The 25644-nt window shown below is 44.7% G+C and carries 21 protein-coding genes; 11 read left to right on the forward strand and 10 right to left on the reverse strand.

Going from position 1 to position 25644, the window contains the following annotated elements:
* Positions 1-73: 73 nt before the first annotated feature.
* Positions 74-298 carry a cold shock domain-containing protein CspD gene (gene cspD / locus CSW98_RS02910; protein WP_100798934.1) on the forward strand — a complete coding sequence of 75 codons (225 nt, stop codon included), beginning with the start codon at positions 74-76 and terminating at the stop codon, positions 296-298.
* A 148-nt stretch (positions 299-446) separates the two neighbouring features.
* On the opposite strand, the gene CSW98_RS02915 is transcribed toward cspD, so the two are convergent.
* Positions 447-2675, reverse strand: a complete 2229-nt coding sequence (locus CSW98_RS02915; RefSeq protein ID WP_100798935.1) for an NADP-dependent isocitrate dehydrogenase — start codon at positions 2673-2675, stop codon at positions 447-449.
* Positions 2676-2952: 277 nt separating this feature from the next.
* On the opposite strand from CSW98_RS02915, the gene CSW98_RS02920 reads away from it, so the two are divergent.
* From CSW98_RS02920 to purB, 4 genes are all read left to right on the forward strand, one after another.
* Positions 2953-3618 carry a pseudouridine synthase gene (locus tag CSW98_RS02920; protein ID WP_100798936.1) on the forward strand — a complete coding sequence of 222 codons (666 nt, stop codon included), beginning with the start codon at positions 2953-2955 and terminating at the stop codon, positions 3616-3618.
* A gap of 76 nt (positions 3619-3694) precedes the next feature.
* A complete protein-coding gene (mnmA, locus tag CSW98_RS02925; RefSeq protein ID WP_100798937.1) occupies positions 3695-4804 on the forward strand; it encodes a tRNA 2-thiouridine(34) synthase MnmA in 1110 nt (369 codons plus the stop codon).
* A 32-nt stretch (positions 4805-4836) separates the two neighbouring features.
* Entirely contained in the window at positions 4837-5454 is a 618-nt protein-coding gene (hflD, locus tag CSW98_RS02930) for a high frequency lysogenization protein HflD (RefSeq protein ID WP_100798938.1), read from the forward strand.
* Positions 5455-5484: 30 nt separating this feature from the next.
* Entirely contained in the window at positions 5485-6855 is a 1371-nt protein-coding gene (gene purB, locus CSW98_RS02935; RefSeq protein WP_100798939.1) for an adenylosuccinate lyase, read from the forward strand.
* A 97-nt stretch (positions 6856-6952) separates the two neighbouring features.
* On the opposite strand, the gene CSW98_RS02940 is transcribed toward purB, so the two are convergent.
* The 4 genes from CSW98_RS02940 to CSW98_RS02955 form a co-directional block, all read right to left on the reverse strand.
* A complete protein-coding gene (locus CSW98_RS02940) occupies positions 6953-9070 on the reverse strand; it encodes a methyl-accepting chemotaxis protein (RefSeq protein WP_100798940.1) in 2118 nt (705 codons plus the stop codon).
* A gap of 136 nt (positions 9071-9206) precedes the next feature.
* Positions 9207-9383, reverse strand: a complete 177-nt coding sequence (locus CSW98_RS17860; RefSeq protein WP_100798941.1) for a FeoB-associated Cys-rich membrane protein — start codon at positions 9381-9383, stop codon at positions 9207-9209.
* A 19-nt stretch (positions 9384-9402) separates the two neighbouring features.
* Complete coding sequence (feoB, locus tag CSW98_RS02950) at positions 9403-11916, reverse strand: ferrous iron transport protein B (protein WP_100798942.1); 2514 nt, start codon at positions 11914-11916, stop codon at positions 9403-9405.
* Positions 11917-11925: 9 nt separating this feature from the next.
* Positions 11926-12159, reverse strand: a complete 234-nt coding sequence (locus CSW98_RS02955; protein ID WP_100798943.1) for a FeoA family protein — start codon at positions 12157-12159, stop codon at positions 11926-11928.
* Positions 12160-12381: 222 nt separating this feature from the next.
* On the opposite strand from CSW98_RS02955, the gene CSW98_RS02960 reads away from it, so the two are divergent.
* The 3 genes from CSW98_RS02960 (at position 12382) to xthA (ending at position 14487) form a co-directional block, all read left to right on the forward strand.
* Positions 12382-12693, forward strand: coding sequence for a hypothetical protein (locus CSW98_RS02960; RefSeq protein ID WP_100798944.1), 312 nt, complete (start codon positions 12382-12384; stop codon positions 12691-12693).
* Positions 12694-12725: 32 nt separating this feature from the next.
* Positions 12726-13511, forward strand: a complete 786-nt coding sequence (locus tag CSW98_RS02965; protein WP_100798945.1) for a DUF4198 domain-containing protein — start codon at positions 12726-12728, stop codon at positions 13509-13511.
* 169 nt (positions 13512-13680) lie between these two features.
* Positions 13681-14487 (forward strand): exodeoxyribonuclease III, encoded by an 807-nt coding sequence (gene xthA, locus CSW98_RS02970; RefSeq protein ID WP_100798946.1) that lies wholly within the window; start codon positions 13681-13683, stop codon positions 14485-14487.
* A 141-nt stretch (positions 14488-14628) separates the two neighbouring features.
* Here xthA and CSW98_RS02975 read toward each other — a convergent pair whose 3' ends face one another.
* From CSW98_RS02975 to CSW98_RS02990, 4 genes are all read right to left on the reverse strand, one after another.
* A complete protein-coding gene (locus CSW98_RS02975) occupies positions 14629-15306 on the reverse strand; it encodes an ABC transporter permease (protein WP_100798947.1) in 678 nt (225 codons plus the stop codon).
* Between the two features lie 2 nt (positions 15307-15308).
* Positions 15309-16049 carry an ABC transporter permease gene (locus tag CSW98_RS02980; RefSeq protein ID WP_100798948.1) on the reverse strand — a complete coding sequence of 247 codons (741 nt, stop codon included), beginning with the start codon at positions 16047-16049 and terminating at the stop codon, positions 15309-15311.
* A 79-nt stretch (positions 16050-16128) separates the two neighbouring features.
* A complete protein-coding gene (aotJ, locus tag CSW98_RS02985) occupies positions 16129-16893 on the reverse strand; it encodes an L-arginine-binding protein AotJ (protein WP_100798949.1) in 765 nt (254 codons plus the stop codon).
* A gap of 79 nt (positions 16894-16972) precedes the next feature.
* Positions 16973-17743 (reverse strand): ABC transporter ATP-binding protein, encoded by a 771-nt coding sequence (locus tag CSW98_RS02990; RefSeq protein ID WP_100798950.1) that lies wholly within the window; start codon positions 17741-17743, stop codon positions 16973-16975.
* A gap of 823 nt (positions 17744-18566) precedes the next feature.
* Here CSW98_RS02990 and CSW98_RS02995 point away from each other — a divergent pair.
* Both CSW98_RS02995 and pflB read left to right on the forward strand, forming a co-directional pair.
* Positions 18567-20114, forward strand: a complete 1548-nt coding sequence (locus tag CSW98_RS02995; RefSeq protein WP_100798951.1) for a DUF3360 family protein — start codon at positions 18567-18569, stop codon at positions 20112-20114.
* Positions 20115-20376: 262 nt separating this feature from the next.
* On the forward strand, positions 20377-22653 hold the full coding sequence (gene pflB, locus CSW98_RS03000) for a formate C-acetyltransferase (protein WP_100798952.1): 2277 nt from the start codon (positions 20377-20379) through the stop codon (positions 22651-22653).
* Between the two features lie 110 nt (positions 22654-22763).
* Here pflB and CSW98_RS03005 read toward each other — a convergent pair whose 3' ends face one another.
* Positions 22764-24644, reverse strand: a complete 1881-nt coding sequence (locus tag CSW98_RS03005) for a methyl-accepting chemotaxis protein (protein ID WP_100798953.1) — start codon at positions 24642-24644, stop codon at positions 22764-22766.
* Between the two features lie 245 nt (positions 24645-24889).
* Here CSW98_RS03005 and pflA point away from each other — a divergent pair, with 245 nt between their 5' ends.
* Complete coding sequence (pflA, locus tag CSW98_RS03010; protein ID WP_100798954.1) at positions 24890-25630, forward strand: pyruvate formate lyase 1-activating protein; 741 nt, start codon at positions 24890-24892, stop codon at positions 25628-25630.
* Positions 25631-25644: the final 14 nt, after the last annotated feature.

The following is a 25644-nucleotide window of genomic DNA, read 5'->3' on the forward strand; positions in this document are numbered from 1 at the left end:
TGTTCAGACAGGTAATTAACCAAAATACTGGTAACGACAACTTCAGTTACAAAATGCATGAGGGATGTATAGCATGGCTACAGGTACAGTAAAGTGGTTCAACAATGCAAAAGGGTTTGGTTTTATTTGCCCTGAAGGTGAAGATGCGGATATTTTTGCTCATTACTCCACCATTCAGATGGACGGTTACAGAACTCTGAAAGCAGGTCAACAAGTATCGTACGAGGTTGAAGAAGGACCAAAGGGTTATCACGCTAGTTCTGTTGTTCCGATCGAGCAACTGCAACCAGCCAAATAAGAGACGCTGCCATTTACAGTAGTGGTTAATAAGCTGGAACCCTATGAAAACGAATCCACATAATATAATGTGGACAAAAAGAACAGAACCCGCAATTGCGGGTTCTTTGTTTTACCATTCCGGGTCGTTTTTATTATCCTGAGCTCAATTACAGAGCATCGATAATGCCGTTCAGAGTTGCACTCGGACGCATCAGAGCGGTAACTTTGCCAGCATCCGTTACATAGTACCCCCCCAGATCACCGGCTACACCCTGAACCTGATTCAGCTCATTCATAATAACCATTTCATTGTCACTTAACTGTTTCGCTACCGGAGCAAACTGTATAGCCAGTTCCGGGTCTTCCGTCTGCTCTGCCAGAGCCTGAGCCCAGTACATAGCGAGATAGAAATGGCTGCCGCGATTGTCCAGTTCATTAACCTGACGAGACGGAGACTTATTGTTATCCAGGAATTGTCCGGTTGCTTTATCCAGAGCATCTGCCAGAACCTGAGCTTTAGTATTACCGGAAACCGTACTCAGGTGTTCCAGCGAAGCCGCCAATGCCAAAAACTCACCCAGAGAATCCCAGCGCAGATGGTTTTCTTTTATTACCTGCTGAACATGTTTAGGTGCAGAACCACCGGCTCCGGTTTCAAACATACCGCCACCATTCATCAGCGGTACGACCGACAGCATCTTCGCTGATGTACCCAGTTCAAGAATTGGGAACAGATCCGTCAGATAATCACGCATAACATTACCGGTAACGGAAATCGTATCCAGTCCCAGTTTAATACGTTCAAGGGAGAATAGCGTTGCTTCGACCGGTGACATAATACGAATATCCAGCCCTTCCGTATCATACTGCGGCAAGTAGGTGTTCACCTTTTTGATCAGCTCTGCATCGTGAGCCCGGTTTTCATCCAGCCAGAATACTGCCGGAACCCCCGTAGCCCTGGCTCGGGTGACTGCCAGCTTGACCCAGTCCTGTATAGGTGCATCTTTTGCCTGACACATACGGAAGATATCACCCGGTTCAACATCTTGCTCCAGAAGGATATTGCCTTCGCTATCAACAGCACGAACGACTCCCTCTCCGGAAAGAATAAAGGTTTTATCATGAGAGCCGTATTCTTCTGCTTTTTGTGCCATCAGACCCACATTAGGTACACTACCCATTGTCGTCGGATCAAAAGCGCCATTCTTCTTACAAAAATCAATTACAGCCTGATAAACTCCGGCATAACATCGATCCGGGATCATTGCTTTGGTATCTTTCAGCTTGCCATCCGGCCCCCACATCTGGCCAGAAGAGCGGATCATCGCAGGCATAGAAGCATCAACAATAACATCACTTGGTACATGCAGGTTTGTGATACCACGGTCAGAATCAACCATTGCTAATGCTGGCTGAGTCTCATAGACCCGAGCCAGTGCCGCCTTAATTTCATCCTGCTTCTCCTGCGGAAGAGAATCTATTCTGGTGTAAACATCACCAATGCCATTGTTAACATCGACACCTAGCTGTTCAAACAACTCTCCATACTGTGCGAAAACATCTTTGTAGTAGGCCTTAACTGCATAACCAAAGATAACCGGGTCGGAAACCTTCATCATAGTGGCTTTCATGTGCAGGGAAAGCAGTACATCCTGCTGTTTGGCATCCGCAATCTCATTCTCAAAAAATGCAACCAGTGCATTTTTGCTCAGCACAGAAGCATCCAGAATTTCCTTATCCTGAAGCGGGAGCCGTTCTTTCAGAACAACTGTTGTCCCGTTTTTACCCACAAACTCAATATGAACTTCCTTTGCACCATCAACAGTCAGGGACTTCTCACTGCCATAAAAATCTTTTTCCCGCATACTGGCAACATGAGATTTCGAATCCGCTGACCACGCTCCCATTGAATGTGGATTTTTCTTCGCGTAATTTTTCACTGATGCAGGAGCCCGGCGATCAGAATTACCTTCACGAAGTACCGGATTTACTGCACTTCCCTTAATTTTATCGTACGTAGCTTTGATGTTTTTTTCTGCCTCATCAGACGCTTCCTCCGGATAATCCGGCAATGAATACCCCTTACTTTGCAGCTCCTTAATTGCTGCTTTCAGCTGAGGTACGGAGGCAGAAATATTAGGCAGTTTAATAATGTTCGCTTCAGGGCTCTGAGTCATATCACCCAGTTCAGCTAAAGCATCACCTATACGCTGCTCAGGCGTGAGGTATTCCGGAAAGTTGGCAAGAATACGACCAGCCAGTGAAATGTCTCTTGTTTCCACATCAATATCTGATGAGATCGTGAAAGCACGAATGATCGGCAACAGGGATTGGGTTGCTAATGCCGGTGCTTCATCAGTAATTGTGTAGATTATGGTTGGCTTTTTTGTAGACATGATATTTCCCTATACTTTGACAGGTTCCAAAATGAGGAAAGAACCTGAATCAATAATGCGCTGCTCAGTCACCTTTTTCATCCTCGGCACTATTCAGCAATACGAAACTCTTATCAGAAAAAGAATCCTCTCTTTTCCTGTATCCATGAGTTCGGATTAAGATACAATTTCTCAAACAGACAAATCATAACTTAAAATTATATGAATCATAACTTAAAACTATACTCTGACAAAACGTTCCCGCATATATTAATTACATTCTATTAGGATAGTAGATATGACACTTCGTGCTAACCGCACTCGTTCAAGCCGTTCTAACACGTCTTCCCCGGCCAAAAGAAATCCGGGAAAATACGCGGTGAAAAGAAAGAAAAAAAACATAAAACCTCCGGTATCGGCAGAAAACAGAAAGGTCATTGTGTTTAATAAGCCTTTCGATACACTCAGCCAGTTTACTGATGGAGAAGGCAGAAAAACCCTTGCGGATTATATTCCGGTCAAAGACGTCTATGCCGCAGGACGTCTGGACAGAGATAGCGAGGGGCTAATGGTACTGACTAACGATGGAATACTGCAGGCGAAGCTGACTCAGCCCAGTTCAAAATCACCCAAAACATACTGGGTTCAGGTCGAAGGCATACCTTCCGAATCGGATCTGGACAAGCTCAGAAAAGGTATTGAGTTAAAAGATGGCATGACCCTGCCAGCCCGCGTCGATATTATTCCGCAGCCAGAGGTATGGGATCGGGATCCGCCGGTACGCTTCCGGGCAGCGATACCGACAACCTGGCTTGCTGTCACCATTATTGAAGGCCGTAATCGGCAGGTACGCAGAATGACTGCTCATATCGGTTTTCCGACACTCCGGCTTATCCGTTATTCTATTGGCGATATCAGCTTAAACGATCTGTCCCCCGGCGAATGGCGAGAAATCCATCTGTGAAGACCCTCTCAGATCTGTCACCTTGCCTATCTTTCTGGTAGAATCGGCGCCCGTGTAAATTTATCGAAATAGCTCCATGACAAACAACAGCCAGAAAAAAGTCATCGTCGGTATGTCCGGCGGCGTTGATTCATCCGTTTCCGCTTACCTGCTTCTACAGCAGGGGTATCAGGTCGAAGGCCTGTTTATGAAAAACTGGGAAGAAGATGACAACGAAGAATACTGTACTGCAGCAACGGATTTAGCCGATGCACAGGCAGTCTGTGACAAACTGGGAATCCCTCTGCATACGATTAACTTCGCTGCTGAATACTGGGATAATGTCTTTGAGTATTTTCTGGCTGAATACAAAGCCGGGCGTACACCAAATCCGGATATTCTTTGCAACAAAGAAATTAAATTTAAGGCATTTCTGGAATTTGCCGATGAAGTGCTGGATGCCGACTATATTGCCATGGGGCACTATGTACGTCGTACCTTCCCGGAACGTGGTGAAAAACCACAGATGCTACGGGGACTGGATTCAAACAAAGATCAAAGTTATTTCCTGTATACTCTCAGTCATGAGCAGGTAGGCCGTAGTCTTTTCCCCGTTGGAGAACTGGAAAAACCGGAAGTTCGCCGTATTGCGGAAGAGCAGGGATTGATTACTGCAAAGAAAAAAGACTCAACTGGTATCTGCTTTATCGGTGAGCGCAAATTTACCGAATTTCTTTCCCGCTACCTGCCGGCACAACCCGGTAACATTGAAACCCCGGACGGGCTGGTTATCGGCCAACATCAGGGGCTGATGTACCATACACTTGGTCAGCGCAAAGGCTTGCATATCGGCGGACAAAAAGGTGGCGGAGGCAACGAAGCTGCTTGGTATGTAGCAGAAAAAGATTTGCAGCGTAATGTGCTGATCGCAGTCCAGGGAGCAGACCATCCACTACTGAAGTCTGACGGTCTGATTGCTTCTCAACTGCATTGGGTAGATCGCCAGCCAATAACCGAACACACCCGCTGCACAGTGAAAACCCGTTACCGTCAGCAGGATGTGGCATGTACGATTATTCCGGTGGATGAAGAAAGCATCAAAGTCATCTTTGATGAACCTCAGGTCGCCGTTACCCCCGGACAATCTGCTGTATTTTATAAAAATGATGTTTGCCTGGGCGGCGGCATTATCGAAAAAAGACTATAATCCCGGAACCATCAGTTAAGGAGTTTCTGCACGTGGCTAATACTGTTTATGACCGCACTATTGCTTTTGCCGGCATCTGTCAGGCCGTTGCTCTGGTTCAGCAGGTTGCAAGGGACGGTTACTGTGATAACAACGCATTTGAAACTTCAATTAAAGCTATTCTGAATACCAATCCCAGCAGTACGCTGGACGTATTTGGTAATGAAAGTAACCTGAAAACCGGTCTGGAATGTCTGGTCAAAGGCATAGAAAATACCCCGGCCGGAAATGACCTTACCCGATATGTAATCAGTCTGATGGCTCTGGAACGTAAGCTTGACAGTAATCAGGACGCGATGTCTCAGTTGGGCAATCGCATTCAGATGCTGGAACGGCAGGCTGAACATTTCCATCTGTTTGACGAACAGATGATCAGTAATATTGCCAGTATTTATCTGGATATCGTCAGCCCTATCGGCCCGAGGATTCAGGTGACAGGCACCCCTTCTGTTTTACAACAGACAAGCAATCAACATAAAGTTCGGGCACTGCTGCTTTCAGGTATTCGCAGCGCCGTTTTGTGGCGTCAGGTTGGCGGAAAACGCCGTCACCTTATTTTCGGTCGTAAGAAAATGGTCGAACAAGCCCAAATTCTTTTAGCAAGAATCTAATCTCAAACAACACTATTCAGGAGAATGAACATGGAACTGTCAGCATTGACTGCTGTTTCACCGGTAGACGGACGTTACGGAAGTAAAACGATTGCGTTACGCAGCATCTTTAGTGAGTATGGCCTCCTAAAGTATCGTGCTATCGTTGAAATACGTTGGTTACAGAAGCTTTCAGCTACGGATGCGATTGCAGAAGTACCGGCTTTCAGTGCAGAAGCAACTCAGTTTCTGAATGAGCTGGCGGCTAATTTCAGTGAAGAAGACGCTGCCCGTATTAAAGAAATTGAACGTACGACCAACCATGACGTTAAAGCCGTGGAATATTTCCTGAAAGAAAAAGTTGCCGGCATCCCTGAATTACATGCTGTAAATGAATTTATTCATTTCGCCTGTACTTCAGAAGACATCAATAATACTTCTCACGCACTGATGCTGAAAGAAGCCCGTAATACCGTTATCCTTCCTGAAATTCGCAATATTATTGATGCCATCAAAAAACTGGCTGAAGAATACCGCGATATTCCCCTGCTTTCCCGTACCCACGGTCAACCAGCATCTCCCAGTACTATGGGTAAAGAAATGGCTAACGTGGCTTACCGGATGGAACGTCAGTACAAGCAGATTGCAGATGTAGAAATTCTAGCTAAAGTTAACGGGGCTGTCGGTAACTATAATGCGCACCTTTCCGCATATCCGGAACTGGACTGGCACAAATTCAGCGAAGAGTTTATCACCGGATCCCTTGGCGTAACCTGGAACCCATACACGACTCAGATTGAGCCGCATGATTATATTGCAGAACTGTTTGATGCAATTGCCCGCTTCAATACTATTCTGATTGATTTTGACCGTGATGTATGGGGATACATAGCACTGGGTCACTTCAAACAGAAAACGATTGCCGGTGAAATCGGCTCTTCTACCATGCCACACAAAGTTAACCCAATCGATTTTGAAAACTCTGAAGGTAACCTGGGACTGGCGAATGCCGTATTCTCTCATCTCGCACAAAAGCTGCCAATCTCCCGCTGGCAACGTGACCTGACAGACTCAACCGTTCTGCGTAACCTTGGGGTTGGCTGTGGCTATGCCATTATTGCCTATGCTTCAACGATGAAAGGGATCAGCAAACTGGAAGTAAACCGTGATGCATTGCTGGCAGAGCTGGATCGGAATTGGGAAGTACTGGCTGAACCTATTCAGACAGTCATGCGTCGCTATGGTATCGAAAAACCGTATGAAAAACTGAAAGAACTGACCCGAGGTAAACGGGTTGACGGTGAAGCGATGCGTAACTTTATCGACGGCCTTGAACTTCCTGAAACAGAAAAAGTCCGTTTGAAAGAGATGACACCAGCAAACTATATTGGCCAGGCTATCGAACTGACAGATAAACTATAATACCGGACTGGTATAATAAAAATAACACTAAAAAGCCCGTTCGTTTTATCCGGACGGGCTTTTCTTATATAACGACGTATCTTATATAACGACGTAGCTACACCCTGAATTGATTAACCAATGCCTGCTGAGTGACAGACAAGGTGGCAATCTCCTGTCCGACTCTTTCTGATGACTCTGCCTGTTCAAGAATACGAGCACTCAGATCCCGGATATTCGCAACATTATTATTGACCTCACCAGAAACCGATTGCTGTTCTTCTGCCGCCCGGACAATCTGACTGTTCATTTCACTGATTTCAGCAATCGATTCAAATACATGATTTAACTGAATAACCGCTTGTCCAACCTGTTGAGAGGTGGAATTTGCCATCTCATTGCCTTCCTGAATGGCAGCAACAACCTGCTCTGTCCCACTCTGAACCTGCTCAATCACCTTTCTTATTTCATCTACAGAGCTTTGTGTTCTACCGGCCAGGTTACGAACTTCATCCGCTACAACAGCAAAGCCTCGTCCCTGCTCACCGGCACGGGCAGCTTCGATCGCAGCATTCAAAGCCAGCAGATTCGTCTGTTCGGAAATATCCTCAATAACCGTCAGACTTTCCGTAATGTGAGCATTGTTAACCGCCAGAGCTTCAACAATACCTACCGTACGATTCATGCGCTCCACCAGCCTTCCCATCTGTTCAGAAGATTGCTCTACAACCGTTCTTCCCGATGTAGCAGCATCTCCAGCCTGTGTAGCCGACCGGACGGCAATATCGGCATTTGCTACAACCTGTGACGCCGTCTGAGTCATCTCTTCAGAGGCCGTTGCTACCAGATCAACTTCTCTGAACTGTGCATCACTGCTGCTACGGGTCACTCCAGCCGCTTCTTCAGCCTGACGAGATGTTTCCGCAATACTGTTCGTTGTCACAATAACCTGTTTGATGATGTGCTGTAATTTATCCAGAAACTGATTAAACTCCTGAGCAAGCTGACCAATTTCATCCTCTGAGCGGATATCCAGACGCTGGGTCAGGTCGCCATTTCCGGAGGCAATATCCTGCAACCTTATCACTACCTCCTGAATCGGTTTCACCAGCCTGAATGCCGAAAATGCTACCACCAGTAAACCGACAATAACAAACGACACACCGGCAACCAGTTCTCTCAGTACCCCATCATCCATCTGCTGAGTTATCGTCTGATCCAGATAATTAGCATCCTCTAGCACACTTGCTCTCGGTATCTCTAGCAATAAATCCCACTGTTGATTAGCATTTTGTACAGGGGCAAAAAGTACCAGCCACTGATTATTATCAACCCAGCGAGACTGTATCTTTTCTGACTCAAATAACTCAGCAAGTGCATGTCCGTCACCGTGCTGAGGTATAAAGTTTTGACCAATAACAGCATTGCCGTCATCACTGGCAATCAGCAACCCGGCGTGTGTTAACAGGTGTACGTTTCCCTTACCGGAAAATAAACTGGCATCCGTTTCCTGAATTGTATTACTCAGGAAATTCAGCAGCAAATCAATACCGATAACACCAATAACTTCACCATCACGGATAAGTGGAAAACTGATCGAAGATACCAGATGTTGCTCTCCGGCCACCTCTGTAAAAACCGGAGTAGAAATACAAGCTCCCGTATTCTGTAGCGGGCAGATAAATCGCTCTTGGTTCGCTTTATCCTTCAGCTCCTGTTCAGAAATAACACCGGCAACAGCATCACTGCCATCCGGTGATTTCTGCCAGTATGTAGCAAAACGTCCCTCTTCATTCGATCCTACATAACTGGCACCGTGATAGTTAGCATCTTCACTGTCCAGAGCATTTTGATTAAAAACCAGATAAGCGGCGTGGATAGAAGGAAAACGCTGAACTGAACTCTGTATCAACTGAACCAGTGATGTTCGCAGATCTTCGCTGGATGTAAAATTCTCTTCTGCACTTAGCTGCATAAATAACGCAGATTCAGACAACATCTCGCCTCTGTATAGAGCTTCTTCCATACGCTGTTTAATATTAGCAACATTGAGTTTTGCTTGGCTTTCAAGGAGTTGTTGAGATTTTTTAACGACAGATGCAGAGCTGAGTGCTTTTATTGATTTCTGATTTTCCTGTGCGTTATAAACAGAAAAACCAATCAGCAGTATTGATGTCAGTACAAGACATAAACCAGAAATAAACGTTATTTTCCATCTAACGGAGAGAGTTCTCATATCCTTACCTCTAACTAAATAACTTAGGAACCACCGTGGCTGCCGGGAATAAATGCAATCCCAAGAAAACAGCCACGTCCTAATACACAGAGCATTATCCGCTCCATATTACTTTATCGGCAAAGATAATAAACCTTTAAGATCCATTCTCTTTTTTATTATCATCTACGTCTGCAGACCCACTGCAGCATGAACTGCACCCACCACATCCTCGTCCTTTTTTTAGCATCCTGCGATATAAGTAAGCTAACGCCAGTACGATAACTACAAGTACGATGGTGATATCCCAAAAACTGTTTGCCTCTTCATACATAACTAGTTACCCATTCTGATTAATGAATATTTTTAACCGGAATCTGCCGATCCGGAGCAAACTTGCTCTTCAACCAATCCTTAAATCCTACCGACAATAAAAGGGTCAGACCGGTAAAATAAGCCCATGACATTGCCTGAACCCCAGTTAGGTTAAAGTAGTGTCCAAGAGAATACACTGCAGTTGAGATAACAAAGCCTAGAGTTGTCGGTAAGGCAATAGAAAGAAGCATCCAACGATAGTGGCCAGTTTGTACTTTAATCATCATCACCGTTGCCAAACATGGCGGGTAAAGAGCAAAAAACAGAATAAGTGCAACTGCGGCCAACTCACCTTTAGTACTAAATTCTTCTGACTCTCCCATACGTTGTTCCAGCTTTTTGTTACTGTCCTCGTCCTGCTGAAATAGCACGCCAAGTGTAGCCACACTGCTTTCCCGGGCAGCAAAAGATGAGAAGAGAGCAATATTAATTTTCCAGTCAAAACCAGCCAACTTCGTTACCGGCTCAATAGCACGACCAAACATTCCCAGAAGGGATTCTTCCAGTCGTTTTTCCCGGATTTCCCGCCGAATACGTTTTCTGTCCGATGCCAGATTACGCAATGCCCGATAAACAACCTTCGCTGACTTTCCCCCTTCCTTTGGTACAATAATCGAATAAAAATCCTCATTACGTAATCGGAATGCTTCACTGACCTTTTGGGAGCCGTCCACGCCCTTCGCGTTCAGTTTGGCCCGCTTATAATCCGTATAATAATTCACCAACTCGGGAATTGTCTTTTCGGTCAGCAAACCGGCATATTCCGTTTTTCGAATTTTTTTCTGGAAGGTAATAACCGCTTTTTCAGCTTCAGCCTGATAACTGTGTTTATCAGTTTCCGACAGCCCCGGAAATTGCAACATCACAAAAATAACGGTAGACACGGCCAGTACAACTGTCCCTACTTTACGGATATAAACCCAGGTTCTTTCTACCGAACGGGTCATAACGCTACGTAAAGTCGGCAGGTTATAACGCGGTAATTCCATAATAAATGGCGCCGTTTCTGTTGAACGCAATACCGTACGGGTCAGAAGTTTTGCTACCAATAACGCTGCAATAATTGTCACAGTAGAGATATAAAACATCATCAACGGCTTATCATCTACAAAAAAGATCCCCAAAAGGAGGGTATAGAGTGGTACTTTAGCCAGACAATTCATAAAAGGAACCGTCAGGATCGTGGCTATTCTGGCCCGGGTATCCGGGATCCCTTTTGTTGCCATAACTCCGGGTACTGCACACCCTCCGGCAAATACACCACTGAGAATCATAGGTAAGGTACTTTGCCCATGCAGTCCGAAACGGTTCAGTACCTTATCAGCAACAAAAGCAATCCGCGCCATATAACCGGAATCTTCAAGAATAGCAATTAACGCAAAAAGAATAACGAAAATCGGCACATAATTAAGTAATGTATTGGCCGAATCGATAACCCAGAGGCCTAATGAACGTACGTAAGGATCATAGAGAAAACCGGCATCAGGTAAAACAGATGCAACCAGTTCCCGTAAAGCCGCCAGGTAAGGCCAGGTGTAGTTAGTCAGTTCGTAACCCCAGACAATGGCTATCTGATAAATAGCAAAGACAGTCAATAAAAGCGCGATTGGAGCACCAGGACGACTCAGTACTAGTTTATCAATTCTGTCTGTGTATGAAGTTTTTCTTCTGTCTGCTGCTGTGGTCTGAACGCATTCAGTAATAAGGTGGCTTATCGCTTTCTGCCGCCGGGAAACGATATAATCATTAACGTCTTGCTCCAACGCCTCTCTGACCGTTTCGCGCAGATACCCTATTTGTTTGACTAGCGTATCAAAATCACTGTCATCCATATTAACAAACTGTTGTTCCAGCCACTCCCACGCCTCTTTATCGCCTTCCAGTAAACGAACACTCAACCAGCGTTTTGCTGGCATATTGATTAACGGAAAACAGGATAACTGTTGCGCAATTTCTTCGATGTGTGTTTCAAGTGCAGGATACTGAAGAACAAAAGGGCTGACCTTCACCTTATCAAGGTTTGCGGTAATATGTTTTCCCCCTTTTCCCGTACGCCCCACCGCCTCGACAACCGGTACACCCAGATACTGAGATAATTTATCAGTATCAATAGAAATACCTTCATGCCCGGCAACATCCATCATATTCAGGATCAGCATGACAGGCAGTTCCATCTCTATTAACTGCAAGCTCAAATGAAGAGAACGGGAGATATTCGCTGCATCCAGTACATTCAGAACAGCATCCGGACTCTCCTCTCGCAATGCCCTGCGGGCAACACGCTCTTCAAGGGAAAAACTGGTCAGGCTATAGGTTCCAGGAAGATCGACCAGCTGATACATATCATTTTCTGTAGAAAAATAGCCAATTTTTTTGTCAACTGTCACCCCCGGATAATTGGCCACATGCTGACGGGCTCCGGTCAGCATATTAAAAATCGTTGATTTTCCTGCATTTTGCTGTCCGGACAGCAACAGTTTCCTTCTACTCATCTTTACTACTCATTTAATGGTCTTGATTATCACGGTTTCTGCTTCAGCACAACGCAGTACAACCGACGTCAGGCCGACTTTTACTTCGATGGGATCCCCCAGAGGAGCTTTACGTACAAACTCAATCTCTACTTGAGGAATCAGCCCTAAATCGAGCAAACGCTGTCTGGTCGCTCCAGTTGAACAATGCACATCAATGACCCCACTTTGTCCCGGAGTCAGTTCTGCCAGCGACACTTTCATCTCAACACTCCTTATAAGCTCCTGAATAGACGAATATTAATTGACTGAATTAATGACAAAAAACATTAATGATAATGACTCTCACCATTGTGATATCACTCGCCCAATAGCTAATACGAATAATTATTACTTGCTTTTGATATGTTATCAAGTAACAATTGATCCGTTTTTGATCTGTCGAATTGGTTCTGTCTAAATTCGTTGTACATAAAAGGAATAAACATGAAAAAACTAACACTGATCACTCTCAGCTGTATTTTCCTGCCGCAAGTAGCATCAGCTCATACACCCTTATGTTCCTGCTATGACTTTGGTGACAACACGATTCTGTGTGAAGGTGGGTTTTCTGATGGCTCATCTGCCTCAGGTGTTGATATGTATGTAACTGATACTTCAGGAAAGGAGCTTCTGAAAGGAAAAATCGATGACAACGGTGAATTTGAATTCCAAAAACCATCTGTTGACTATAGCGTTCAGTTCAATGCAGGACCAGGCCATATCATTGAAATCGATGGTAAAAATATTGTTGAATAATCTATAATCCAATTGTTAAGGGAATTGAATAAATGAAAAAGATTGCACTCGCTGTAGGCACTGCAGCACTTACTCTTTCTGCTGCATCTCATGCACATTTCCAGATGCTCTATACTCCAGCATCCCAACTGGAAACCCCAACGACCATTGATATGAAACTAGTCTTTGGCCACCCAATGGAAAACGGACATACCATGAACATGGGGCAACCGGAATCATTCTTTGTTCAGTTTAAAGATACCAAAACTGATTTGCTGAATACTCTGAAAAAGATTACCTGGTCTGGTCACGATAACCAAGCGGATGCTTACCAGCTTGATTATAAAATTCGTCGTAATGGTGATTACATCTTTGCACTAACCCCGGAACCTTACTACGAAGCCGGAGAAGATATTTATATTCAGCAGATTACTAAACGATACATCAACAAAGGTGACCTTCCAACTGGCTGGGAACAACCTCTTGGCCTGAAAACTGAAATCGTTCCTCTGAATAAGCCTTATCAGGTATTCACTGGCAGCACCTTCACCGGTCAGTTGCTTGCAGAAGGTAAGCCTGTTGCCGGTGCTGAATGTGAAATTGAATTTATCAACACAGATGTAGATACCAAAGCCAATGCATTTGGTAAGAGTACTTTCAGCGATGCCCCATCATCAGCAATTGTTGCCATTACAGATGATAATGGCATGTTTACTTTCGGTGTCCCTAAAGCCGGTCAATGGGGATTTGCCTGCCTGGGTTCCGGCCCGGATAAAGAGTATAAAGGTAAAGAACTGTCTCAGGACGCCGTACTCTGGATTGAAGCTCAGGATCTTTAAAACTGACATACTTTAGGCCATTCCTTAGCCTCCAAGGCCGGTTTAGTACCGGCTTTTTTTCTATCCGGTCAAATACTCTTCGTTCTGACTTTGGTTCTCGGTAATGATCAGGGTATCATGACATTTAATCTTGCTCATATACAAAGATAATCAAAGGACAAAACAACAGATGAAAATTATCTCCTTCAATATCAATGGACTACGTGCCAGGCTTCACCAACTTCAGGCATTAATCGATAAACATCAACCTGATGTGATCGGTCTTCAGGAAATTAAAGTGCATGATGAAGCTTTCCCTCTGGAAGAAGTTCAGGCCATGGGCTATAAGGTTTATTTCCATGGGCAGAAAGCCCACTATGGCGTAGCGATGCTATGTAAGAAAGAACCCGTTTCTGTGCAGAAAGGTTTCCCGACTGACTCAGAAGAACACCAGAAACGTATGATTATGGTCACTGTCGAGGATGATAATGGTGAGAAAGTAACCGTTATGAATGGCTACTTCCCTCAGGGTGAAAATATCGAGCATGAGACTAAATTCCCCTATAAGCGCCAATTTTATAAGGATTTGATGACCTACCTGAATGAACACCGTTCAAACGATGAAAAGCTTATCGTTATGGGAGACATTAACATCAGTCCCATTGATGCGGACATCGGTATCGGTGAAGCCAACCGTAAACGCTGGCTGAAAACCGGAAAATGTTCATTCCAGCCGGAAGAACGCGAATGGCTGCAAACACTTCTGGACTGGGGTTTTGAAGATACATTCCGTATGATTCATCCGCATGCGGAAGATAAGTTCTCTTGGTTTGACTACCGTTCCCGCGGATTTGATACTAACCGCGGATTACGTATTGATGTAATTCTCGCGACACCATCACTGGCCACACACTGCACTGAATCAGATATTGACTATGAACTGCGGGGAATTGATAAACCCTCAGACCATGCACCAATCTGGTCCGTATTTGAGTAAGTACAATTTAGCCGGAATCGTCATTCCCCAAAGAAGGGAATGACGATAATAATCAGAATTGACAAAAATGATTGAAACTACCTGAGAATAGTTGAAGTTAACTAAGCAAATAGTTGAGACTAACTAAACAAATGGTTGAAACTAACTAAGCGGCCTCAGATAAGCCAGAAACTTCTTCTCTGCCTTTTTAAACACCCAAAGAATAATAAAGCAAAGTGACATATAAAACAGGCCGGCTGTCAGAAATGATTCAAAAGGAGCATAGTAACGAGAGTTAACCAGTCTCGCAGCCCCGGTCAGATCCATAATCGTCACTATGCCTGCTACCGCAGAACCGTGCACCATAAAAATGACCTCATTACTATAAGCAGGAAGTGCCCGCCGTAAAGCACTGGGCAAAATAATACGCTGATACGTTTTCCAGGTACTCATACCATAAGCTTTCGCCGCTTCCACTTCACCTTTTGGTAACCCATTAATTGCACCACGGATAATTTCAGACGTATAAGCGCCGGTATTCAGGAAAAAAGAAATTAACGCACAAAACCATGCATTTTCCCACAACGTATCCTTTACCGGAAAAAACTGATCCATCCCGTAATAAATAAGATAGAGCTGAACCAACAACGGAGTTCCGCGGAAAAAATAAATAAACGCCCAGGCAGGTAACCGAATGGCATAAATCGTACTGTTACGTGCAATCGCCAGTGGAATAGCCAGACAAATACCCATAATCAGGGCGAGTCCTACCAGCCAGACAGTCGTCCATAGCCCATCAAGATAGACAGGCAGGCTTTCGATAACCAGAGAAAAATCCATACCTACCTCGTGTGAATAGTATACCTGCGCTCAACAGCTTTAAGAATCGTGGTTGAGATAAAAGTGAAAACCAGAAAGATCAGCGCAACAGCCATGTAAAAAGTGAATGGCATTTTTGTTGATCCCGCCGCCAGTGAACTGATCCGCACCATATCCTGCAAACCAATAATCGACACCAGTGCAGTTGTTTTAAGCAGAACCAGCCAGTTATTACCAAAACCCGGCAATGCATGGCGGATCATCTGTGGAAGAAGAATACGGCGGAAAGCAAGAGAATCACTCATTCCATAAGCTTTTGCCGCTTCCATTTCACCTTTATCAACAGCCAAAATGGCACCACGGAAGGTCTCTGCCATATAGGCACCAAAAATAAAACCAATCGTCAGAACACCGGCTATAAACGGACTGATATCAATATAATCTGGTAGATAGGCAGTCCACTCATGAGCGGGATCAGAACCGGCCATCCATTCATTAATCCACTCATTGACTGAATAGAGAGTATTATTCAGCAGCATCTGTCCGCCGAAAAAAATCAACATCATCAAAACGAGATCAGGTATACCCCGAATAATCGTGGTATATAACGTCGCGATACCTCGTGCCACCCTGTATGGTGCGAGTTTTGCCAATGCACCCAGAAGACCCAAAGTAGTGGCAAGAAGAAGAGAAAGGACTGCAACCTCAATGGTAACCCATGCACCTTTCAGCAAGGCAGCCTCATACCCTTGTAAATCAAGCATGATAAATATCCGTAAGATGACAACAAAATAAACCCGAAGTCAGGGCGGCAAAGTATAACTACCGCCCTTTAGGTATCAATTAGTCGCCATACACCTCAAAAGCGAAATATTTTGCTGCGATTTCCTGATATTTCCCGCTCTTACGCAGGGCTTTAATTGCTTTGCTAAGGTTGTTTCTTAAATCCTGATCCTGTTTACGGACAGCAATGCCCATACCTTCACCAAGCCAGGTAACCGGGCCAACAAACTCATAAGCATCACCGCCGACTTTGTTAATAACACCTGCTTCCAGCGCAGGAACGTCGCCCATCACACCAATAATCCGGCCATTCTCCAGATCAAGGAATGCATCATCAAAAGAACCGTAACGAACAATTTCCAGACTATCGCCATATTTATCAGTCAGGTACTTATCATGTGTAGTTTCACGCTGAACACCAATTTTCTTACCTTTCAGACCTTCTGCGGTAATCTCAAGCCCGGAACCTTTTTTGGCAATAAATTTACTTGGCAGTTGAGCATATTTTTCCGTGAAATCGACTTTCTTTTTACGCTCTTCATTAATATCCATTGCTGCAATGATGGCATCATATTTACGAGCCAGAAGCGATGGAATAATACCATCCCAATCCTGTGGAACGATCTTGCACTGAGCCTTCAGCTCTTCACACAGAGCATTGGCCATATCAACATCAAAACCACTCAGAGAACCATCCGCTTCTGTCTTACTGAACGGAGGGTATGCCCCTTCAATACCAAAACGAACCACTTTCCAATCCTTGGCCTGAGCAGCACCAGTTACGGCTGTCGCAGCCAGTGTTACAGCTAATAACCACTTTTTCATATCCATACTCCTGTGTTTTATACTTCTGTCTGTTTTAGTTGTGTTTGTCTGTTTCGTTCTGACGAAACATAGTTATTTTTTAGTAAATAGAAGAGATAAACTGCTTTAAGCGCTCTGATTCAGGATGACTGAACAGTTTATCCGGCGCGCCCTGCTCTTCAACCAGTCCCTGATGCAGGAACATCACATGACTGGACACATCCCGGGCAAACGCCATTTCATGTGTCACTACCAACATGGTCCGGCCTTCATCAGCCAGATCACGCATTACACCCAATACTTCACCTACCAGTTCAGGATCAAGGGCCGATGTCGGTTCATCAAATAGCATCACTTCGGGCTCTACGGCTAAAGCCCGGGCAATTGCGGCACGTTGTTGCTGCCCACCGGAAAGATGGCCGGGATAATAATCTTTGCGTTCATACAGACCGACTTTTTTCAGTAGCAACTCTGCATTTTCTATCGCCTGATCCTTAGGCACCCCCAGAACATGTACCGGAGCTTCTATGACATTTTCCAGAACCGTCATATGTGACCAAAGATTAAAGCCCTGAAAAACCATCGCCAGGCGTGAACGGATACGCTGAACTTGTTTTTCATTAGCGGGAACAGATTCACCGGTTCGGTTTTTTTTCATCTGGATCAACTCACCATTAACCCAAATTTCACCGGCTGTCGGTGTCTCCAACAGATTGATACAACGCAGAAAAGTACTCTTGCCTGAGCCGGAAGAGCCAATAATAGAGATCACATCTCCCTTGTGTGCTTGCAGAGAAATGCCCTTTAACACTTCATTCTGGCCGAATGTTTTATGCAGGTCCCTGATATCCAGCGCGGCTACATCTGTCATGCGCTATTCGCTCCTTTTTGGTATTTTAGGTTCTCCGACCTATGATTTCGCTACAAACTAGCATCAGTTTTTGCCAGATGCAACATATTATTAACCGTAAATAATGAGATATTTAGTTAACTAATCTGAATTGATATGCAATTTAAGTTAAATATTTTTACATTTGGTGAATAGCAGGAAAAGAAAAGCCTCCAGTAACTCGTTCTTTGTGTAAAAACAAGATAAAAAGCAAGAAGATCAATAGAAAACAGAACAAAATAAATACAGCTTCTTCTTATATTTATCCTGTTGAACATTATATAATTTTCGGGACATGTCTGTAATTTTATTACAATACTTATCTATATAATTGCAGTTTCATATTAATTTAAATATGCAAATAACTGCACTGACTTGTGTCTTAATACAACAAAAGCGTTCTCTATGACATAAAAAGCATGATTTTCCATACAAAAAGCAGTATGTTCGCTGCCGATTCGCTATACGATAAAAATCAACGACAAAACAAAGCAATAACTTGCTAAATATTCAGCATTCTGTAGCTTTCTTTCACAAAGATTTATATCGTGATCGAGATCAATCTCAATAAATAGGGAGATTGGTACACTCGGGCGCCAGTAAAATGACGAAGAGTAACGACATACTCCTCAGGTAGCATAAAGCATTAATAAACTAAATGTAGTAAATGATGTTTATGCACTAAGGTAGCTTTAATATGTGTTACATTTCAGGGTCAAATAAAATATCTATTGCACCTGCCTGACAAGCAAATTGCATACTTAACACCTTCTGCATTATTAACTTTTTATAATATGAGGAATCTATGTCGAACGTAGATAACAAGAACTTCTCGGAGATCGAGACGAAGAGCTACTCAGAGCTGCACCGTCCCGCTTCTGAGTTCGCAAGTCGTTCTGATTATCTGGATCACGAACTCCAGATCATGAAACCACGCCGCTTCAGCCTGAACCTGCCGGGTCGTGACTTCCGTTTCGAGCTTGAAGATTTTGTTCCAGCTATCGCTGGTACTATCGGCATCATCGCGATGTACTCAGCAGTAATGATGGCATGGGCTGCTGGCCTGACCGAAAAATGGGATCACGTAAATCTGGATGTTGCATGGGCGATTGAAGTTGCTCGTGTTGAGATGATCATCCCAGCATTCCTTTTCTGTATTCTGGCATCTGGTTTTATTAACCCAAAAGCAAACCTTGCGGGTAACCACGGCCCGATGATCCCGATGATTTTCGTTATCGCAATGGCGGGAGCCCACCCTCTGGCTCTGGCAATCCTGATTGGTGTATTCGGACTGATCCTCAGTGCAGTGAAAGGTGGCTCCCGACTTGTCAACCTAACGAGTGAAGGGGTTGCAGGCGGCCTGCTCGTATTCCTTGGTTTCACCGGTTCGATGAGTCAGATCAACTCACTGATCAGCTGGGCTAATGGCCTTAGTAACGAAGCCGAAGGTGTGGTTGCCGGTGATATGGGTTATGTAGCACTGATCGTGCTCGGCATTACTGTCGTGACTTACGCGGTTCTGGCCAAACTAGGCAAACGCTGGCTGGCAATTCCTCTGTGTGCTGTTATCGGCTTTGTTGTAGCAATGGTATCTGGCGCTGGTTTCGATCTGGTTTTCACCACGGAACCTGGTCTGCCAAACCTGAACCCTGTTTACTGGTGGGGCTCTACTGAAACAGGTTGGCAACTGGGTCTGCCAAATGTTCAGCACTTCATTGCCTCTCTTCCATTCGCAATTCTGGCTGTTGCCATGTGGTCACCTGACTTTCTGGGTCACCGCATCTTCCAGGAACTGAACTACCCGAGAAGAACTGAGAAAGTACTGATGGACGTTGATGACACGATGACTATGTGTTCTATTCGTCAAATGGTAGGTACCGCTGTCGGTGGTGGTAACATTACTTCTTCATGGGGTACTTACATGATCCCAGCAGCTATCGCTAAACGCCCAATCCCTGCGGGTGCCATTTTACTGGGTTCTCTGGTTATGCTTATCGCTATCGTAGGCTACCCAATGGATGCTGCAGTATGGCCCCCGGTAATGCGTGTTGCACTGTTGGTTGGTGTTGCTCTGCCTCTGCTGGAAGCGGGTATGCAAATGATTAAAGATGCAAAAGACTCTCAGTCTGCAGGTATTTGTGTATTCGCCGCTATGGTGACAAACCCTGTTCTGGCATGGGCTCTGACTATGCTGCTGGATAACAATGGCTTAATTGGTGATAAAGAACGTCCAGAGAAACTGAGCACACTGGATCGCATCATTATTCCAAGTGTTGTTCTGGTTATCTGTCTGGCCGCAATGCTTGCGGTTGGTATGCTGGAAGGCCAGTACGGAATCCCGGCACTCCTGTAAAGATCACAAAAAACAAGGGTGGTAGCAAAACCACCCTTTTTTTAGGTCTTTTTTTATGTATTTTTTTTAAAGATTGCAGTATTATTTGAGTCGCACTCAAATTCCGTTGAAAATTTAGGTGCAATATCTATGGTCAAGTGGATACTATTTGTTCATAGATATTGTTTTTAATTAAGAGTGTACTGCGCACTTTTGCTGAAGTGCTAGCCAACTCTAGGTGAACAGCAGTACGTGTTTTTTCTACTAAAAAGGTAGGTATATCATGGCAGAGCAATTTGCTAAAGCTTGGGAAGGTTTTGCTGCAGGTGACTGGCAAAACGAAGTTAACGTACGTGACTTTATTCAGAAGAACTACACGCCGTATGAAGGCGATGAATCTTTCCTTGTCTCTGAAGGTACTGAAGCGACTACGACTCTTTGGGCTAAAGTAATGGAAGGCATCAAACAGGAAAACAGCACTCACGCTCCTGTTGACTTCGACACTTCTGTTATCTCTACCATCACTGCTCACGATGCTGGTTACATCAATAAAGACCTTGAAAAAATCGTTGGTCTGCAAACTGAAGCTCCTCTGAAGCGTGCCATCATCCCTAACGGTGGTATCCGTATGGTTGAGGGTTCTTGTAAAGTTTATGGTCGCGAGCTGGATCCTGAAATTAGTAAAATCTACTCAGAATACCGTAAAACACACAACCAGGCTGTTTTCGATATCTATACTCCGTCAATTCTTGCTTGTCGTAAGTCCGGCGTTCTGACTGGTCTTCCAGATGCATATGGCCGTGGTCGTATCATCGGTGACTACCGTCGTATCGCTCTGTACGGTATCGACCGTCTGATGAAAGACAAATTCGCACAGTTCTCTTCTCTGCAAGAAAAATTCGAAAACGGTGAAGATCTGCAACTGACTATGCAATTGCGCGAAGAAGTCGCAGAACAGCACCGTGCTCTTGGCCAAATCAAAGAAATGGCTGCTAAATACGGTTGTGACATTTCTCGTCCTGCAGAAACTGCGCAAGAAGCGATTCAGTGGACTTACTTCGGTTACCTGGCTGCTGTTAAGTCTCAGAACGGTGCCGCAATGTCTCTGGGCCGTACTTCTACTTTCCTGGATATCTTCATTGAGCGTGATATCGCTGCTGGTAAACTGACCGAAGTTGAAGCACAGGAAATGATCGACCATTTCGTAATGAAACTACGTATGGTTCGCTTCCTGCGTACTCCTGAGTACGATGAACTGTTCTCTGGCGACCCAATCTGGGCAACAGAATCAATGGGTGGTATGAGCCTTGACGGACGTACTCTGGTAACCCGTACTAACTTCCGCTTCCTGAACAGCCTGTACACCATGGGTCCTTCTCCAGAGCCAAACATCACTGTTCTTTGGTCTGAAGGCCTGCCTGAAGGCTTCAAGAAGTTCTGTGCGAAAGTATCTATCGATACGTCTTCTATCCAGTACGAAAACGACGATCTGATGCGCCCGGACATGGAATCTGACGACTACGCAATCGCATGTTGTGTATCTCCAATGGTTGTTGGTAAGCAAATGCAGTTCTTCGGTGCTCGTGCTAACCTGGCAAAAACTATGCTTTACACCATCAACGGTGGTGTCGATGAAAAATCTAAAGCACAAGTTGGCCCGGCTATGCCTAAGATCACTTCTGAAGTGCTTGATTACAATGAACTGTGGGACAAAATGGACCACTTCATGGACTGGCTGGCAAAACAGTATGTTACTGCATTGAACGCTATCCATTACTCACACGACAAGTACAGCTACGAAGCCTCTCTGATGGCTCTGCATGATCTGGACATCAAACGTACTATGGCATGTGGCATCGCTGGTCTGTCTGTTGCAGCTGACTCACTGTCTGCAATCAAGTACGCAACTGTTAAACCAGTTCGTGACGAAGACGGCGTTGCAATCGACTTCGAAATCGAAGGCGAATATCCTAAGTTCGGTAACAACGACCCTCGCGTTGATGATATCGCTTGTGAACTTGTCACTACGTTCATGAACAAGATCCGCGCACTGAAAACTTACCGTGACGCTATCCCGACTCAGTCTATCCTGACTATCACTTCTAACGTGGTATATGGTAAGAAGACTGGTACAACTCCTGATGGCCGTAAAGCTGGCGCTCCATTTGCTCCAGGTGCAAACCCAATGCACGGTCGTGACGAGAAGGGTGCGGTAGCCTCTCTGACTTCAGTAGGTAAACTGCCATTTGCTGATGCGAAAGATGGTATCTCTTATACCTTCTCTATCGTTCCTAATGCTCTGGGTAAAGACACTGATGCACAAAGAGCGAACCTTGCTGGTCTGATGGATGGTTACTTCCACCACGAAGCAGGTATCGAAGGCGGTCAGCACCTGAACGTTAACGTTCTTAACCGCGAAACTCTGCAAGACGCAGTTAAACACCCTGAGAAATACCCTCAGCTGACAATCCGTGTATCTGGTTATGCGGTACGTTTCAACTCTCTGACTCCAGAGCAGCAAGCTGATGTTATTTCCCGTACTTTCACTGAGTCTATGTAATTAGTACTTAGCTGAAATACTGAATTAAAAATCCCGCCATCTGGCGGGATTTTTTATAAGTTAAGGTTTATAACAATAGTTACCCACATGCAAATAGCCGGAATAGTTCACTACACTGCAAATCGTAAACATTCTTCGTTCAGATTGGACGAATGCCCGTCAACGGCCTGACTGTGTTCCCTGAGTTCCTTGTTACTTCTGCCAATATTTTCCATGGATACTGAAATATTACTCATATTTTGCGCCATAGACTGACTGGTTTGTACCAGCTCCCGGATTGAACCAAAAATCACCTCAGTTTTCTGATTCGCTTCTTCCGCTTTTTCCACAATAACAGACAAAGCCATTATCGCTTCATTGCCTCTGGCCTGACTGGCCTGCATCGTTTCTTCCGACTGGGTAAGATAAGAGATAACCATACCGCTTTCACTTTTCATTGCTTCAATCGTAGCAGAAATTTCTGCCACGGCACCCACTGTTCTTACTGCAAGGCTACGGACTTCATCAGCAACGACAGCAAAGCCTCGTCCCTGCTCTCCTGCTCTTGCAGCTTCAATAGCCGCATTCAGTGCCAGCAGATTTGTCTGTTCAGCAATAGCATTAATGATATCCATCACCGAATCGACTTTTAAGGATGCCTCTTCCAACTTACGGATATGTCCAGCCGCATTTTCCAGAATTAAACCAATCTCATCCATTGAACTGATGGCAGACGTGATGACTTTCCCTCCCTCTTCTGCCGATGAGCTGGACGAACGGCTTACCTCCGCAACCTGCTCCAGATCTTCAGAAACCTGCTTAGTGGTCACATTCACCTGCTCTGTCGCCGATGCCAGCAGTTGGGTCTGTTCAACCACTTCTGACTGGCTATACACCACCTTATCAATCCCCATATTCAGATCTGCAGCATTTTTAGATAATGTCTCACTACTCTGCTGCACCCCCTTAACCAGTTCCCCCAGATTTCCACAGGTCTGGTTTATAGTAAGAGCCAAACGGTTAAATTCATCTTTCGTATTATCCGATACAAGCAGACGCTCGGCCAGATTCCCCCCCGCCATCTGTTCAAGGATATAGGATATCTGCCGGATAGAACGCCCGGTAGTCAGGCTGTTTACAGTGAAGATAGCCGTGGTAAATACCGCCAGTCCTGCACATGCAATCATCACAGACCAGAGAGTAAACTGACTTTTTTCCGTTGCGGCATTCTGATATTCCTGACTGATCTGGTGCAATTCTGCTGATGCCTCTTTAATCACCTGTAATGCTTGATGCTGATAGTCAAGTAACTGAATTTCAACGCTATGCATCTGTGAAGACAATACCACTAGATTCTCAAACGCAGCGCTGAATTCTCCGAGTTCTTTCTCATAAATATCCAGCATACCGTATGAATTAGAAATACTGGAAAAGCTGCTCAGCGCTTTTTTAAACACCGAATAATTGCTTTCAGAAGGAGAAAGCTGATAGTTCTGTACGGCTTTCACCAAGATCTGAAAATCAGAATTCAGTGTAACCATGCCGGTTTCTGCAATTTTTTGTTCAATCATAGCGGCCAAAGCCTTTAATTGCCCCTGCAGACCATCGTCAGCATTCAGCCCTAACCGGATTTTCATCTCCAGCCATGGCGCAATCGATCCGCTATAAACGTCAATCAGAGCATTCAGTTTTTCAGCCTGAGAAGACAACCCGACTTCAATAAGATAAGCAGAATCCTTCTGCACACTGGTTTTTATATCGTTAACAACATCCGCTACACCACCTGCCTGCTCTGGAGATAATTCGGACAATGTTCCGGCAAGCTGTAACAGCTTGACCTGACTCTGTTCTATTGCGAATGCCCCGTTCGCAACACCGGTACTCTTAGTATATTGGTTACCCATTTTTCCCAGACTATCTGCGGTATAACCGGCAAGACCGATAAATCCGACACACAGCAGGAAGAGAAAAACAAACATTTTCTGTTTTTGTGAAATTTTAATCGCATCCATGTTGTTTCCTTAGCTTAACTTCAGCAATACAAGGCGTAACATTCGGGATTACTTTCCCAAATAATAAGAACGTCAATACGCTCTTTGTCTTTTCTTACCATGTGGGAAAATATCGTGGTAGAGCCAGTTAGAGACAATTGAGGCATCCAGTAGGCAGAAAAACTCTCAACTGGATCCATAGAGAACTAGGTTACTCTGCCCATTTGTAATAAAATGATCGTAAATAATTCTTATGAGATAAGCACATGTCAGCAATCGGACGAATCCACTCTTATGAATCATGCGGTACGGTAGATGGTCCCGGAATCCGTTTTATCGTTTTCCTGCAAGGCTGCCACATGCGGTGTATGTACTGCCATAACCGTGACACATGGGATCTGCATGACGGCAAAGAAGTCTCTGTCGAAGAGATCATCAATGAAGCCAAATCCTATAAGCACTTTATGAAAGCGTCCGGTGGCGGCGTTACCTGTTCTGGTGGTGAAGCCATGCTCCAGCCTGAATTTGTACGGGACTTTTTCCGTGCGGCAAAAGCGGAAGGCATGCATACCTGTCTGGATACAAATGGTTATATCCGTAAGCATACTGATGTGATTGACGAAGTACTGGAAGTAACGGATCTGGTCATGCTTGATCTTAAGCATATGCGGGATGAAATCCATAAAGATTTTATCGGCGTGTCCAATACCCGTGTTCTGGATTTTGCCCGTTATCTGCATAAAATCGGACAAACAACCTGGATCCGCTACGTTGTCGTTCCCGGCTATACTGATACAGAAGACGATGCGCATCTGCTTGGACAGTTCATCAAAGATATGGATAACGTGGAAAAAGTAGAACTGCTGCCGTATCATAAACTTGGCGCTCATAAATGGGAAGCCATGGGATACGATTATCCTCTGGAAGGCGTAGAGCCACCAAGTAAAGAAACGATGGAAAAAATTGTTGCCGTTCTTAAGCAGTATAACGACAACGTAAAATACTAATTAATAATCCGAAA

Source organism: Vibrio sp. HA2012 (assembly GCF_002812955.1).
GTDB lineage: Bacteria > Pseudomonadota > Gammaproteobacteria > Enterobacterales > Vibrionaceae > Vibrio.

Excerpts from the sequence above, each read along its gene's own strand:
- CSW98_RS17860 (WP_100798941.1), bottom strand. The coding sequence starts at position 9,383 with ATGTATGAAGAGGCAAACAGTTTTTGGGATATCACCATCGTACTTGTA.
- CSW98_RS02920 (WP_100798936.1), top strand. The coding sequence starts at position 2,953 with ATGACACTTCGTGCTAACCGCACTCGTTCAAGCCGTTCTAACACGTCT.
- pflB (WP_100798952.1), top strand. The coding sequence starts at position 20,377 with ATGGCAGAGCAATTTGCTAAAGCTTGGGAAGGTTTTGCTGCAGGTGAC.
- aotJ (WP_100798949.1), bottom strand. The coding sequence starts at position 16,893 with ATGAAAAAGTGGTTATTAGCTGTAACACTGGCTGCGACAGCCGTAACT.
- CSW98_RS02980 (WP_100798948.1), bottom strand. The coding sequence starts at position 16,049 with ATGCTTGATTTACAAGGGTATGAGGCTGCCTTGCTGAAAGGTGCATGG.
- CSW98_RS02940 (WP_100798940.1), bottom strand. The coding sequence starts at position 9,070 with ATGAGAACTCTCTCCGTTAGATGGAAAATAACGTTTATTTCTGGTTTA.
- CSW98_RS03005 (WP_100798953.1), bottom strand. The coding sequence starts at position 24,644 with ATGGATGCGATTAAAATTTCACAAAAACAGAAAATGTTTGTTTTTCTC.
- CSW98_RS02995 (WP_100798951.1), top strand. The coding sequence starts at position 18,567 with ATGTCGAACGTAGATAACAAGAACTTCTCGGAGATCGAGACGAAGAGC.
- pflA (WP_100798954.1), top strand. The coding sequence starts at position 24,890 with ATGTCAGCAATCGGACGAATCCACTCTTATGAATCATGCGGTACGGTA.
- CSW98_RS02915 (WP_100798935.1), bottom strand. The coding sequence starts at position 2,675 with ATGTCTACAAAAAAGCCAACCATAATCTACACAATTACTGATGAAGCA.
- mnmA (WP_100798937.1), top strand. The coding sequence starts at position 3,695 with ATGACAAACAACAGCCAGAAAAAAGTCATCGTCGGTATGTCCGGCGGC.
- purB (WP_100798939.1), top strand. The coding sequence starts at position 5,485 with ATGGAACTGTCAGCATTGACTGCTGTTTCACCGGTAGACGGACGTTAC.
- cspD (WP_100798934.1), top strand. The coding sequence starts at position 74 with ATGGCTACAGGTACAGTAAAGTGGTTCAACAATGCAAAAGGGTTTGGT.
- feoB (WP_100798942.1), bottom strand. The coding sequence starts at position 11,916 with ATGAGTAGAAGGAAACTGTTGCTGTCCGGACAGCAAAATGCAGGAAAA.
- CSW98_RS02965 (WP_100798945.1), top strand. The coding sequence starts at position 12,726 with ATGAAAAAGATTGCACTCGCTGTAGGCACTGCAGCACTTACTCTTTCT.
- CSW98_RS02975 (WP_100798947.1), bottom strand. The coding sequence starts at position 15,306 with ATGGATTTTTCTCTGGTTATCGAAAGCCTGCCTGTCTATCTTGATGGG.
- xthA (WP_100798946.1), top strand. The coding sequence starts at position 13,681 with ATGAAAATTATCTCCTTCAATATCAATGGACTACGTGCCAGGCTTCAC.
- CSW98_RS02960 (WP_100798944.1), top strand. The coding sequence starts at position 12,382 with ATGAAAAAACTAACACTGATCACTCTCAGCTGTATTTTCCTGCCGCAA.
- CSW98_RS02955 (WP_100798943.1), bottom strand. The coding sequence starts at position 12,159 with ATGAAAGTGTCGCTGGCAGAACTGACTCCGGGACAAAGTGGGGTCATT.
- CSW98_RS02990 (WP_100798950.1), bottom strand. The coding sequence starts at position 17,743 with ATGACAGATGTAGCCGCGCTGGATATCAGGGACCTGCATAAAACATTC.